The sequence below is a fragment of the Selenomonas sp. oral taxon 892 str. F0426 genome, assembly GCF_000468035.1.
In the GTDB taxonomy this organism is placed as follows: Bacteria; Bacillota; Negativicutes; order Selenomonadales; family Selenomonadaceae; genus Centipeda.
In genome coordinates this window covers 155159-167899 of sequence record NZ_KI260545.1, presented here as the reverse complement: position 1 = coordinate 167899, position 12741 = coordinate 155159, and the positions used below count along the sequence as shown (strand labels likewise).

General features: G+C 56.5%; 12 protein-coding genes, 1 tRNA gene, 1 rRNA gene and 1 riboswitch. Of the genes, 10 read left to right on the top strand and 4 right to left on the bottom strand.

Going from position 1 to position 12741, the window contains the following annotated elements:
- The first annotated feature begins 96 nt into the window (after positions 1-96).
- From rrf to HMPREF1992_RS09430, 10 genes are all read left to right on the top strand, one after another.
- Positions 97-213: ribosomal RNA gene (rrf, locus tag HMPREF1992_RS09470) — 5S ribosomal RNA — on the top strand.
- Positions 214-379: 166 nt separating this feature from the next.
- Positions 380-1747, top strand: coding sequence for an MFS transporter (locus tag HMPREF1992_RS09465; RefSeq protein ID WP_021685675.1), 1368 nt, complete (start codon positions 380-382; stop codon positions 1745-1747).
- Positions 1748-1899: 152 nt separating this feature from the next.
- Complete coding sequence (locus HMPREF1992_RS09460) at positions 1900-3849, top strand: SpoIVB peptidase S55 domain-containing protein (protein ID WP_021685674.1); 1950 nt, start codon at positions 1900-1902, stop codon at positions 3847-3849.
- Between the two features lie 25 nt (positions 3850-3874).
- Entirely contained in the window at positions 3875-5170 is a 1296-nt protein-coding gene (gene murA, locus HMPREF1992_RS09455) for a UDP-N-acetylglucosamine 1-carboxyvinyltransferase (RefSeq protein ID WP_021685673.1), read from the top strand.
- 54 nt (positions 5171-5224) lie between these two features.
- On the top strand, positions 5225-5362 hold the full coding sequence (scfA, locus tag HMPREF1992_RS11255) for a six-cysteine ranthipeptide SCIFF (protein ID WP_006691237.1): 138 nt from the start codon (positions 5225-5227) through the stop codon (positions 5360-5362).
- A 77-nt stretch (positions 5363-5439) separates the two neighbouring features.
- Positions 5440-6837 carry a thioether cross-link-forming SCIFF peptide maturase gene (scfB, locus tag HMPREF1992_RS09450; RefSeq protein WP_037359463.1) on the top strand — a complete coding sequence of 466 codons (1398 nt, stop codon included), beginning with the start codon at positions 5440-5442 and terminating at the stop codon, positions 6835-6837.
- A 112-nt stretch (positions 6838-6949) separates the two neighbouring features.
- A tRNA-Gln gene (locus HMPREF1992_RS09445) sits at positions 6950-7025 on the top strand.
- Positions 7026-7149: 124 nt separating this feature from the next.
- Positions 7150-7566, top strand: coding sequence for a DUF4418 family protein (locus HMPREF1992_RS09440; RefSeq protein WP_037359460.1), 417 nt, complete (start codon positions 7150-7152; stop codon positions 7564-7566).
- Positions 7563-8768 (top strand): ABC transporter permease, encoded by a 1206-nt coding sequence (locus HMPREF1992_RS09435; RefSeq protein WP_021685670.1) that lies wholly within the window; start codon positions 7563-7565, stop codon positions 8766-8768. The genes HMPREF1992_RS09440 and HMPREF1992_RS09435 overlap by 4 nt, the downstream gene beginning before the upstream one ends.
- Positions 8765-9445 (top strand): ABC transporter ATP-binding protein, encoded by a 681-nt coding sequence (locus HMPREF1992_RS09430; RefSeq protein WP_021685669.1) that lies wholly within the window; start codon positions 8765-8767, stop codon positions 9443-9445. Before HMPREF1992_RS09435 ends, HMPREF1992_RS09430 begins: the two co-directional genes overlap by 4 nt.
- A 57-nt stretch (positions 9446-9502) precedes the next feature.
- Here HMPREF1992_RS09430 and HMPREF1992_RS09425 read toward each other — a convergent pair whose 3' ends face one another.
- The 4 genes from HMPREF1992_RS09425 to moaC all read right to left on the bottom strand — a co-directional run bounded on the left by HMPREF1992_RS09425 (position 9503) and on the right by moaC (position 12635).
- Positions 9503-10549, bottom strand: coding sequence for a sulfate/molybdate ABC transporter ATP-binding protein (locus tag HMPREF1992_RS09425; protein WP_021685668.1), 1047 nt, complete (start codon positions 10547-10549; stop codon positions 9503-9505).
- Positions 10546-11217 (bottom strand): molybdate ABC transporter permease subunit, encoded by a 672-nt coding sequence (gene modB / locus HMPREF1992_RS09420; RefSeq protein WP_021685667.1) that lies wholly within the window; start codon positions 11215-11217, stop codon positions 10546-10548. Before modB ends, HMPREF1992_RS09425 begins: the two co-directional genes overlap by 4 nt.
- On the bottom strand, positions 11217-12020 hold the full coding sequence (gene modA / locus HMPREF1992_RS09415) for a molybdate ABC transporter substrate-binding protein (protein WP_021685666.1): 804 nt from the start codon (positions 12018-12020) through the stop codon (positions 11217-11219). Before modA ends, modB begins: the two co-directional genes overlap by 1 nt.
- Positions 12012-12147, bottom strand: a riboswitch (molybdenum cofactor riboswitch). It overlaps the preceding gene by 9 nt.
- A 5-nt stretch (positions 12148-12152) precedes the next feature.
- Positions 12153-12635, bottom strand: coding sequence for a cyclic pyranopterin monophosphate synthase MoaC (moaC, locus tag HMPREF1992_RS09410; RefSeq protein WP_037359454.1), 483 nt, complete (start codon positions 12633-12635; stop codon positions 12153-12155).
- Between the last annotated feature and the right edge of the window lie 106 nt (positions 12636-12741).

Sequence of the window (12741 nt, the reverse complement as noted above, 5' to 3'; positions counted from 1 at the left end):
CTGACCAGCACTAATCGGTCGAGGGCTTGACTTACAAATATTCAATTTGCTTACAGTTTCTTCTGTGAAGTTTTGAGTGTACAACACTCAAGAAGATGCGGTGATGATGCCTGAACGGTTCCACCTGTTCCCATTCCGAACACAGTAGTTAAGCGTTCAAAGGCCGAGGGTACTTCGTTGGAGACGACGTGGGAGAGTAGGTAGTTGCCGCAATATATAAAGACTCGTGATGATTCACGGGTCTTTTTTGTGTTGATTTTTGGAGAGGTGATTTGTCTCCTTGCATTTTCATTATTGTGTGACTATAATAGAATCTGTTTCTGTTTTCTCTGATGGAGCGGCAGTACAGATGACTGCACGCGATGAAGGAGGTTGTCTCATGATTTTGGATCGGTTGGAGAATTTGCCTCTTGGCAGATTTCAGTATAAGCTGCTTGCTGTGACGGGGCTTGGCTGGTTGTTCGATGCGATGGACACAGGGCTGATTGCATTCGTCCTGCCTGTGCTTGCGCGAGAGTGGGGTCTCACACCTGCGCAGGTGGGATGGATCGGATCCATTGGACTGATTGGCATGGCGCTTGGTGCGGTGCTTGCGGGTACGATTGCAGATCGCATTGGACGCAAGCAGGTGTTTACGATCACGGTTCTTCTTTACAGTATATCAACAGGGCTGTGCGCGGTGGCGTGGAGCTATGAGTCGCTGCTTGTGTTTCGCTTTCTTGTAGGCTTTGGTCTGGGCGGGGAACTGCCCGTTGCGGCGACCTTGATGAGCGAGTACGCACCTGCGAAGCTGCGCGGACGATTCATTGTTCTGCTCGAGAGCTTTTGGGGACTGGGGTGGCTCGCAGCGGCGTGCATTGCCTATCTCCTGATTCCTGCGCTTGGCTGGCAGGCGGCATTTCTCATTGGTGCGCTGCCCGCCCTCTATGTTTTCCTTCTGCGCCTGCACATGCCGGAGTCGATTCGCTATCTCCTGTCGAAGGGACGTGTGGACGAGGCAAAGGCGATTATCCGCGACATCGAGCGACAGCTGAAGCTGCCGGAGCGTCCGTTCCTCGATCAGCTCGCACCGGGCAGGGTCGAGGCAGAGCGTGTAGAGACGCCGGGCTTTATGACGCTCTGGGCGAAGGGGATGCGCCGCCGTACGGCGATGCTCTGGCTTGCGTGGTTCGGCATTGTGTTCAGCTACTATGGTATCTTTATGTGGCTCCCGTCGATTGTATACGCGCAGGGCTTTGAGATTGTCAAGACGTTCGAGTATGTGCTTATCATGACACTGGCACAGCTGCCGGGGTATTATGCAGCGGCGTATCTGGTGGATGTGATTGGGCGTCGTTACACGCTCGGACTGTTCCTGCTGCTGAGCGGCGTGTGCAGCTATTTCTTTGGAAATGCGGGTGATGTCACGGCGCTCCTCATCTGGGGTGCGGCGATGAGTTTCTTCAATCTCGGTGCGTGGGGCGTTATCTACACCTATACGCCGGAGCAGTATCCGACGTCGATGCGGGCACTCGGCAGCGGCTGGGCGGCGGGCTTCGGACGCATTGGCGGGATGATTGCGCCGATGCTTGTCGGTGTGATGCTTGCAAATGCGTTCCCAATGAGCGGAATCTTTATGATGTTCGCGGCGGTCTTTGTACTGATCTCGGGGACGGTGATTCTCCTCGGCCGCGAGAGCAAGCAGCAGACGCTTGAGGAACTGGAGCATTTGCTTGACGAGGAAGCTATGTCTTTGCGAAAAAACTAGCGAAATTTTTTTGTGTGTGCTACAATAGAGCGGATAGACTCTATTGTAGCATGTTTTTTTGAGGTGACATTTTGCGATATAATTTGAAACGCCTTGCAGCGGCGTCTCTTTTTGCTCTGACAATAAATTTTTACACGCCATCGGCTCATGCAATGCCTCCAATTCTCCCGTACAGTGAGATTGTTGAGGGGATGCAGGGGACAGCATATACGGTGCTTGATGCGTCTGGTGATCTTCGCACATTTCCCGTCGAAATTATAGGACGTATGGAGGCCGGCAAAGGTGACCAGCGCATGATCATGGCGCGGACGAGCGGTGCCTTTATCGAGGAAGTCGGCGGCGTACTCCAAGGGATGAGCGGCAGCCCTATCTATGTGGACGGACGCCTTGTCGGTGCGCTTGCAGCAGGGCTGAAGGATCTCAGTCCCTATACCTTCTTTATTACTCCGATCGAAGATATGACACCGCTTTGGTCGATGCCAGACACGAAAAATCAGACTAATATTGATACGGTCAACATTGTAAAGGAACTTGAGGATCGCAAGAAGGCAGAGGAAAAGCGCCGTCTGCGTGAACGTGAGAAGGCGTTTGCGAAGATGTCACAGGAGGAGCGCGAGGCAGAGTGGCGTGATATGATTGCGGCGCTCAATGGTGAAAAGCCGGAGGCCTCTGTGCCAGAGACGGACGAGAGTTCTTCTGAGAAGAAGGATGATGTCTCCTCCGACGATACGACGCATACGGATACAAAACCCACAGATGGTCAGGATGTTTCGGCAAACTCTGCGGAGGAAAAGGCGTATTTCTTTACGCGCGGTTTTAATGCTGCGGGACTGCGCTATTTGCAGGATAAGCTTCCGATGGGCAGTTCCACACTTCTCCCTATGGGCGGATCGGCCGCAAGTGGAAAAGTCCATACACGGTATGATGCATCTCTTGCGGGGGGGCAGCCGGTCGGCGTGGCGCTTGTCTACGGAGACTTCAGTATCGGCGCGACAGGTACGGTAACGGCGGTTGAAGGGAAGAAAGTTGTTGCCTTTGGGCACTCCTTTATGCATAAGGGCAATGTCAATTATTTCATGACAGATGCGGATGTTATTGGTACGATTTCTGGGCAGAGCAATGGCGTGAAGATCGCAAACATTGGCAGTGTGATTGGCCGCGTCAACCAGGATCGCGAAACGGGGATTGCTGGGATTCTTGGGACGTTTCCAACGGCGGTACCTGTTCAGATTCGTATAAAGGACAATGCACTTGGGGCGGAGGAGACATTCGGTGCGCAGATTGCCTATGACGAGGACTTTTTGCCGATTCTTTCGGGCAGTGTCACTTATGCGGCGATGAGCCGTGTCTCGGATTCACTCGGCAGCAGCACGGCACGCGTGCGCTTTGCGATTCGCACGAACGCCTATGAGGGAGGCCTTTTCGAGCGCCGCAATATGTACTATAGCGGAGCAGATGTTGGGCAGCTTGCTGTAACGGAACTCCTGCAGGCGATGAACTTGATTGTGACAAATGCAGAGAAGGAATCCGATCTGATTGATGTCAATGTGGATGTAGAGCTGAATCCCGACCGACAGACGGCCCTCTTGGTCTCGGCAGTTCCGGATAAGATGACGGTGAGGCCTGGAGATACGGTGACATTCAAGACGACGATACGTCCCTACCGCAAGGCAGAGGAGACCCTTTCGATTCCCTATCAGGTGCCTAAGACGCAGCCTGCAGGCCCTCTGACGCTTGATATTCGCGGAGGTGGGTTTGTACCGGTGAACCCGCTGATGCTCTTTGCGCAGGCAGGGCTCGAGATCCCAGATGATGAGGAACGCTTCAAGTCGACAGGAGACCGTCTGCGTGAGCTTGCGGAGCAGGGAGAGAATAACGAAATTATCATTGCGCCTGGTGCAGCGCCGGTACCAACCTCCGAAAAGGAGATGAAGAAACGCGTGAAGGCAGCAGCAAAAGCATCGGCGCGTGCCGCGAAAGAAGAGCCTGAGAAGCGCGTCAAGCTGCTTGCTGATCCAAATAAGAAGGAAGAAAAAGAGAGATTCTTCGCACCATATGTGATTGAGAACGTGATACATGCAACGCTCAAGGTAGAGGAATAAGAGACCGCAGGGAGGGAAACGGCGAATGGAACAACTGGTCATTCACGGAGGAAATGCTCTGCGTGGACGCGTGAAGATTGGCGGTGCAAAGAATGCAGTGCTGCCGATCATTGCGGCAGCACTTCTCGGTAGCCGTGGTGTGAGCGTACTTGAGGATGTGCCGGCACTTGAGGATGTCTATACGATCTCCTCAGTTCTGCAATCTCTTGGCGTCAAGGCGAACTATTCGGCTGCCGATCATCGGCTGACGATCGATGCGTCGAAGATTGATACGGTATCGGCGCCATACGAGCTCGTCCGCAAGATGCGTGCATCCTTTCTCATTATGGGGCCGCTGCTCGCACGCGAAGGTCGGGCGGAGATCTCGCTGCCGGGTGGCTGTGCGATTGGGACGCGGCCGATTGATCTGCATCTCAAGGGCTTTGAGGCACTCGGTGCAAAGATCGAGATCACGCAGGGGGCGATTCATGCCTCTGCGCCAAATGGTTTAAGGGGCGCACGCATCTATTTTGACTTTCCGAGTGTAGGTGCCACGGAAAATGTGATGATGGCGGCATCCTGTGCTGAGGGGCAAACCATCCTCGAGAATCCGGCACTTGAGCCTGAGATTGTGGATCTTGCGAACTATCTCAATGTTATGGGAGCGCACGTTCGTGGCGCAGGAACAAACTGTATTAAGATCGACGGTGTGCCGGGCCTTTCGGCGGCATCTTATACGATCATTCCAGACCGTATCGAGGCTGGAACGTATATGGTTGCGGCGGCGATGACGGGCGGCGATGTCTTCATCGAGAATGCCATTAGTGAGCATCTGAAACCTGTCGTAGCAAAGCTAAAAGAAGCGGGCGCGCAGATTGAGGAGGATATTGCGGGGATTCGTGTCTATGCCGATGGCCCGCTCCAGGCAATTGACCTCAAGACACTGCCCTACCCCGGCTTTCCGACGGATATGCAGGCGCAGTTCATGGCGATGCTGGCCGTTGCAGAGGGGACGAGCGTTGTTACAGAGACCGTCTTTGAGAATCGATTTATGCACGTTGATGAGCTCCAACGCATGGGGGCAAAGATCCGTGTCGATGGGCGCTCGGCGACGGTTGAGGGTGGGCACTCGCTCAGTGGAGCCTCTGTGCGTGCAACGGATCTCCGTGCGGGGGCGGCGATGGTGCTCGCGGGACTCGTGGCAGAAGGAGAGACCCGTGTGGGTTACATCCATCATATTGATCGCGGGTACGATGATTTCGTTGCAAAGCTTGTTGCGCTTGGTGCTGATATCAGCCGCATTGAAGATGAGTGGATTGAGAGCGAAAAACCACTTGCATAAATGGAATTTATGCGATAAAATTGAAGGACAAGACCGATTGAGGAGGAATGAGTCATGAAACATATCAAGACGGTCAACAAGCCGACGATGCAGTCCACGCTTTATACGGGCGGCTGCGGCGAATGTCAGGCATCCTGCCAGTCCGCCTGCAAGACTTCCTGTACGGTGGGCAACCAGCCCTGCGCGAAGTAAGTCAGGGGAATCGGCCTCGCCCTTCTCGTTTACGAGAGGGGCTTTTTCTGTGTATTTTGGAGAGCGAAGGAGAACAAATGAAAGTCCGAACGCATAAGTTCAAGCAGAACGATATGCACATCCTCGTTGATATCAACAGCGGTGCTGTTCATGTGATCGATGAGATGATCTACGATATGATGGACGACTTCGACGGGACGAATGACGAGGCAGTTGTTGCGCGCCTTGCGGGGCGTTATCCAGAGGAGGAGCTGCGCGAGGCGTGCGGCGAGCTGCATGAACTGATGGCGGCAGGCGCACTCTTTGCGCCCGATATCGATGTGCCGCCGACGTTCAAGTCGCGTGGGCTCGTGAAGTCGCTCTGCCTGATGGTGGCGCAGGACTGCAATCTGCGCTGCAAGTACTGCTTTGGCGACGGCGGCAGCTACGGCGGGCATCGCGCCGTCATGAGTCCTGAGGTTGGGCGTGCGGCAGTGGACTTCATCATCAATGGATGCGGTCCGCGTAAGCACTGCGAGATCGACTTCTTCGGCGGGGAGCCGCTGATGAATCTGCGCACGGTGAAGGAGGTCACAGAATACGTTCGGAAACGTGAGCAGGAGACGGGCAAGGAGTTCAAGCTGACACTTACAACGAACGGTATGCTCCTTTCGGATAAGAATATTGCGTGGCTGAACGATAACAACATCTCGGTCGTGCTCTCTTCGGATGGTCGGCGTGAGGTACATGATGCCATGCGCCCCGATGTGCGCGGCAACGGTTCGTATGATGTCGTGATGAAGAACTTCAAGAAGCTCGTGGATGCGCGAGGTGGAAACGACTACTACCTGCGCGGGACGTATACGCGCGAGAATCTGGACTTTACGAAGGATGTGCTCGCGATGAACGAGGCGGGCTTTGACATCCTCTCGATGGAGCCGGTCGTGCTGAAGGACAGCCCACTCGGCTTTACGGAAGCAGATCTGCCACGCATCTTTGCTGAGTACGATCATCTGACGGAGACGTATCTCAGCCGCGTGCGTGCGGGGAAGGGGTTCTTCTTCTTCCACTTCAATATGGATCTCAATCATGGGCCGTGCGTGGCGAAGCGGCTTGCGGGCTGCGGGGCGGGGCACGAGTACTATGCCGTTGCGGAGAACGGCGACCTCTATCCATGCCACCAGTTCGTCGGGCGTGAGGGATATCGCCTTGGCTCTGTTTTCACAGGGGTAGAGAATCTGGAGCTGCCGACGTATTTTCGCAACTCACATGTCCTCAACAAGCCGCTCTGTCGTGACTGCTGGGCGCGGTTTTACTGCAGCGGCGGCTGTCACGCGAATGCAGACCTCTTCCACGGGGATATTCGCCATCCGTACGAAGTTGGCTGTGAGATTCAGAAAAAACGTCTTGAGTGTGCCATTCTTGTTCAGGCGGTTCTTGCCCTTGAGCAGGAGGCAGCAGAGGATGCGCAGGAGGACTTGCGGAAGCGGGCTTGATTCTTGGACGAAGGCGCGGATAAACTCAGCCCAATATTGAGTACATCTTAAAAAAGTTCTTGACAAGGCGTTTGTTTTCGGCTATAATTCCCCTTGTTGCTAAAGGCGACACAGGGGTATCGCCAAGTTGGTAAGGCACGGGATTCTGAATCCCGCATGCGTTGGTTCGAGTCCAGCTACCCCTGCCATTTGTAAATATAGAACCGCAGTTATTACTGCGGTTCTTTTGCGTTTGTTGAAAAAGTCGTTGAAAACTATTCTTAATTTTGTTACGATAAGAAAATGAGTTATCTCATTGAAGGAGTTGTTGTTATGAATGCAAAAAAAAGGCGTTTTGGCGTGACGGATGTGCTTCTCGTTGTGCTGAATCTTATATTTTGTGTTGGAATACAGACAGTGTTTGCACCCTGTGATGCACGTCCTGACGGAACATGGATGATATGTCACTGGGCGGGCCAGGCACTCAAGGGGGTTGCAGCGGTGCTTCTCGCGATCGCAGTCATGCACCTCGTCACTCCGCGCGCACAGATAAAGATCGGTCTTGCGCTTGCAATGATTCCGCTTGCTGTGCTTGCACTTGTGCTGCCGGAGCATCTCATCGATCTCTGCATGATGGAGATGATGCACTGCCATACTATGATGGAGCCGGCAGTGACGGTGTTCTCCCTGCTGAATCTCATGCTTGCGCTCGTGGATGTATATGTCTATCGACGGGGGGAGAATGAATGAAGTTTGCGTATCTGCTTGCCCTGCGTAACTGCCGCCGAAATGCGGCGCGTTCCGCTGTGCTGGCTGCGCTCGTCGCAATACTCGCGCTCGTGATCTTTGGCGGCTCTGAGATGCTGCTCGGGCTTCAAGGGGGACTCATGCGCTTTCAGCAGCGGCTTGGGGCAGATGTTGTGGTGCTGCCGAAGCCGGCGGCAGATGCGCAGATGCTTGAGGGCGTGCTCGTACAGGGCGTGCCCGCGCACTTCTATATGGAGGCGCGTTATCTGGATGAACTGCGCGGCATGACGGGGGTCGCTCAGGCAGCGCCGCAGTTCTTCCTCGCCTCGGCGAATGCGGGCTGCTGCTCGGTAGCGGTGCAGCTGATCGGTTTTGACCCCGCGGCGGATTTCACGATTCGTCCGTGGATGCAGGAGAGCCATGCTGCGGAGATGGGCTTCGGGGACATCCTCGTCGGCAGCGGCATCTCCGTTCCTGCGGATGCGATGCTGACATTTTACAACACGCCGTGCCGCGTGGTCGGGCGGCTGAGTCCGACGGGGACGGGGATGGATACGGCTGTCTATACAAATATGGAGACAATGCGTGCGATGATGGCAAATGCGGCATCATCGGGCTTCGACTACTTCCAAGGGATCCCAACGGAAAATGCCATCTCTGCCGTGATGATTCGGACGGTGGAGGGCTTTACGCCCGATGGACTCGCGGCTGCCATCAATGAGAGCTATCCCGCGCTCGCGGCAAAGCCGGCGCATGGGATGGTGCATCATGTGGAGGCAGGACTCGGCGGCATTCTCGAAACGGTCGGCGTCCTGATTGTGTTCGTCTGGGGGATTGCCATTGTCATTCTCGGCATCGGATTTCATCTGTCGGCGCGGGAGCGGCGGCGTGAGTTCCTGATCCTGCGTATCGCGGGTGCAACACGCTCCTTCTTGCTGCGATTGATGCTGACGGAGGCTGTTATTACCTCGGCGGCAGGCGGGGCGGCAGGCATTGCCATCGGCGCGATTGTCCTGCTGCCGTTTGCCGGACTCATGAAGGAGGGGCTGATGCGGCCCTATCTCCTGCCGGATATCGGGACGATTGCAATGCTCGCCGCGAACACCCTTGCTGTGGCAATCCTGTCGGGAACCCTTTCGGCAGCGTGGACGGTGGGACGTGTGGCGAATACGTCAATCAGTGAGATGCTGCGGGAGGATGGATGATGGAACTTCGTGCGGAGAAAATCAGTCAGGACTTTTTGCGCTATAGTGCAAAGGATGGCTATTTCATAGCGGTACAGGAGACGGATTTCCACCTTGCAGCGGGGACTCTTACAGTGGTGACGGGGCGTTCGGGCAGCGGAAAGAGCACGCTGCTCCACATTCTCGGGGGGCTGATGAAGCCCGTGACAGGGCGCGTGCTCGTGGATGGTGTGGATCTCTATGCGATGGGGGAGGACGCACGTACGCGTCTGCGCAGCCGCCGTATCGGCATTGTGCCGCAGCGCCTGATGTCGCTCGCGGCGCTTTCGGTACGCGAGAATATCCTGCTGCCTGCTCTCCTCACGGGGACACAGGAGCAGGCTGCCGCACGTGCGGGGGCACTGATGGAACGTCTCGGCATCCGAAAACTTGGTGCGGTGACGCCGTCGGAACTCTCGGGCGGGGAACTCAGGCGCGTGACAATCGCACGCGCGCTTGTGATGCAGCCCGGAATCCTGCTCGCAGATGAGCCGACGGGCGATCTCGATGAGGAGAATACGAGGAGCGTCCTCAGCCTCCTGCGTGAGACGGCAGATGCAGGCACTGCAGTCCTCCTCGTGACGCATGAGCACGAGGCAGCAGGGTATGCCGATACTTGCTATACGATGACAGAGGGGACGCTCACACGGCGCGCATAGAAAAAACCCGAACAGTGACGTTTTGTCACGGTTCGGGTTTTTAGTTCTAGCGTGTTCTTAGTCCCTAAGGAGCATGAGTTCCTCAACAGGAAAATTGAAATACAATATGTCGCCGATACCGGCTTCGCGTGCGTGCCACGTCGCTTTGTCGATTTCCCAGCGAATGGGCACTGCCCCATCTGCAAAGCGCAGCATGACGATGTAGGTAAAGGTGCTCTCGATGACCTCGGCGATGTGTGCGGGGAGCGCATCCGCATCGCTCTCCGATGCAAGCACGAGATAGTGTGCGCGGACGGCGATGTGCCGCACGTCTGTCGCCGTGTCCGCGACGCGGAGCGTGATGCCCCAGTCCGTCGCTGCGACGTGTGTTTCATCTACACGGCGGGCGGCAGAGATGTTCTTGCAGCCCGTGAGTGTGGTCGCGGCACGCGTACCGGGATTCCGAAACAGTGCGTGTTTGTCCATCGGCGGCGTGAGCTGCCCGCGATCGATGGTCGCGATCTCGCGTGCGATGCGGAATGCCTCGTCACGGTCGTGGGTGACAAGGATCGCCGAGATACCCTGCATCGCAAGGATTTCACGCAGTGCTGTCTCGATCTGCCACTTGAGATGTGTGTCGAGTGCGGAGAGCGGTTCGTCGAGGAGCAGCAGATCTGCGCCGCGTGCGAGGATGCGTGCAAAGGCGACGCGCTGCTGCTGTCCGCCCGAGAGAGCCGCCGGATAGGCGTTTTCAAGTCCCTCAAGTGAAAAGCGTGCGACGTTCTCCGCAAAGATACGCTCCTTTTCCTCCTGCGTTCCGGAGAGCGCAAAGGTGATGTTCTCGCGCACGGTCATGTTCGGAAAGAGTGCGTAGTTCTGAAAGAGATAGCCGACGCTGCGCGCCTGCGGCGGGAGGTCGATGCCCTTTTCGCTGTCAAAGAGGATGCGTTCGTTCAGGACGATCTGCCCGCGGTCGGGACGCTCGAGTCCCGCGATGCACTTGAGCGTCATGCTCTTGCCGCTGCCCGATGCGCCGAGAAGCGCAAGCGTGGTGTCTGTCAGCGTAAAGTCTGCCGCAAGCGTGAAGTCGCGCAGGTGCTTTTCGATGTTGACGACGAGCTTCATTCACGCACCTCCCGCTTGAGGTATAGATTCATCGCTCCAATAAAGAAGAGCGAGAACAGGGAGATGATGACTGCCCAGCGGAAGGCGAGGTCGTAGTCGTTCGCCTGCACCGCCGCATAGATGGCGGTGGACATGGTCTGCGTGCGTCCCGGGATGTTGCCCGCGAACATGATGGTTGCGCCGAACTCACCGAGTGCACGGGCAAACGAGAGGACAAGCCCTGCGAGGATGCCGTGGCGTGCATTCGGCAGGATGATCCGCCAAAAGATGCGCCAGTTGCTGACGCTGAGTGTCTGCGCCGCATGGATCATGTTGCGGTCGATTGCCTCGAATGCACCGCGCGCCGTGCGGTACATGAGCGGGAGGCTCACGATGACCGCCGCGATGACCGCCGCACGCCAAGTAAAGACGAGTGGCAGGTCGATTGACAGGAGGAACCCCCCGATGGTACTGCGCTTCCCGAGGAAGAGCAGGAGGAAGAATCCGACGACGGTCGGCGGCAGGACGAGCGGCAGGGTAATCACGGCATCGGCGATCGTGCCCGCGAGGCGGCTGCGGATCTGCAGCACACCGTAGGCGAGGGCAATACCGACGAAGAAGGTGATTACCGTCGCAAGCCCCGCGACCTCGAGCGAGATAATGAGCGGCGATAGTGTTTCGTCCGTCATTACTTCACTTTGAAGCCGTATTTCTCAAAGACCTTCTTCGCGGCATCGGTCTGGAGGAAGGCGAGGAAATCCTTTGCTTCCTTCATATTCTTTGCGTCCTTGAGCACGGCTGCGGGATAGACGATGGGCTTATGTGTATCGGCGGCAGCGACCGCAGCGACCTTCACCTTGTCCGAGATCGCGGCATCCGTCGCGTAGACAACGCCGCAGTCCGCGTCACCACTCTCGACCCATGCGAGCACCTGACGGACATCGGAGCCGTAGACGGCACGCGCCTTCACCTCGTCGAGGATGTCGAGTTTCGTAAAGACCTCCTCGCTGTACTGTCCGACGGGCACGCCCTTCGGTTCGCCGAGCGCGATGTGCGTGACCTGCGGGTCAAGCACTGCCTTGAAGTCGGGGAGGTTCAGCGCACTGTCCTTCGCCGTGATCAGCACTACATCGTTGATGAGCAGATCGACGCGCGTGCCGTCCTCAAGGAGTTTTTTCTCATCGAGGGCATTCATCTGCTTCTGAGCAGCGGAGACGAATACGTCGGCGGCGCCGCCGTTCTCAATCGCCTGCTGGAGTGCGCCGCTGCTGCCGAAGTTGAAGACGAGCTTCGTATTCCCGTGCTCCTTCTCGTACATGCCGCCGAGTTCCTTCATCGCGTCCGTGAGGCTCGCCGCCGCAGAGACCTGCAGCTCGACCAGTCCTTCCTTCGGCGTATCCATCTTGTTCGCAGAGTTGCCGCCGCCAACGCAGCCTGCCGTGAAGAGTGCCATGGCGGTAAGTCCCGCCGTGAGTAGATTCTTGAGTTTCATGTTGTTGCTCCTTTACAAATGGGTAGGCATGACCGTTTCCCGTCATACCCCGTGACAAAAACTGTCAGGCAAGGCATCATAGCAGTGTCCTGCCGTAGATCATCCTTGCTCGGAGTGGGTACTTCTTTCCCCTCAGCGGGCGAATGTACCGCTTTTGCCGCCGGACTTGCGCTCGAGGCGGATGTCCGTGATCTCCATGCGCTTGTCGAGTGCCTTGCACATATCGTAGATGGTCAGCAGTGCAACGCTCACGGCATGCAGTGCCTCCATCTCGACGCCTGTCTCGCCCGTGACTTTCACGGCGGCGGTGACGTGGACGGCGTGACGCGGTACCTCCTCGAGTGCGAAGTCGACCGTACACTTGGAAAGCGGCAGCGGGTGGCAGAGAGGGATCGTATCTGAGGTACGCTTTGCTGCCATGATGCCGGCGATGCGTGCGACGCCGAGTACGTCTCCCTTTGCCGCCGTGCCGTCCGCGATGGCGGCATAGACTTCATTGCTCACGTAAATGCGGCCGCTTGCGATCGCCTCGCGGTGCGTCTTTTCTTTGCCGCTGACGTCGACCATGATGGCAGAGCCGCCCGCGTCGAAATGCGTCAGACCCTGACTCGGCATAACTACTCCTCCTTTCTGTCCGAATGTTTTAATCATAGCGTAACGCAAATGGAAAATCAATCGCTTTTCGTTTTTAGCGACATAAAAAAAGGGGGGAGGATGAAGG

Coding starts and splice junctions, on each gene's coding strand:
- HMPREF1992_RS09465 (WP_021685675.1), top strand. CDS start 380: ATGATTTTGGATCGGTTGGAGAATTTGCCTCTTGGCAGATTTCAGTAT.
- HMPREF1992_RS09460 (WP_021685674.1), top strand. CDS start 1,900: ATGCCTCCAATTCTCCCGTACAGTGAGATTGTTGAGGGGATGCAGGGG.
- murA (WP_021685673.1), top strand. CDS start 3,875: ATGGAACAACTGGTCATTCACGGAGGAAATGCTCTGCGTGGACGCGTG.
- scfA (WP_006691237.1), top strand. CDS start 5,225: ATGAAACATATCAAGACGGTCAACAAGCCGACGATGCAGTCCACGCTT.
- scfB (WP_037359463.1), top strand. CDS start 5,440: ATGAAAGTCCGAACGCATAAGTTCAAGCAGAACGATATGCACATCCTC.
- HMPREF1992_RS09440 (WP_037359460.1), top strand. CDS start 7,150: ATGAATGCAAAAAAAAGGCGTTTTGGCGTGACGGATGTGCTTCTCGTT.
- HMPREF1992_RS09435 (WP_021685670.1), top strand. CDS start 7,563: ATGAAGTTTGCGTATCTGCTTGCCCTGCGTAACTGCCGCCGAAATGCG.
- HMPREF1992_RS09430 (WP_021685669.1), top strand. CDS start 8,765: ATGATGGAACTTCGTGCGGAGAAAATCAGTCAGGACTTTTTGCGCTAT.
- HMPREF1992_RS09425 (WP_021685668.1), bottom strand. CDS start 10,549: ATGAAGCTCGTCGTCAACATCGAAAAGCACCTGCGCGACTTCACGCTT.
- modB (WP_021685667.1), bottom strand. CDS start 11,217: ATGACGGACGAAACACTATCGCCGCTCATTATCTCGCTCGAGGTCGCG.
- modA (WP_021685666.1), bottom strand. CDS start 12,020: ATGAAACTCAAGAATCTACTCACGGCGGGACTTACCGCCATGGCACTC.
- moaC (WP_037359454.1), bottom strand. CDS start 12,635: ATGCCGAGTCAGGGTCTGACGCATTTCGACGCGGGCGGCTCTGCCATC.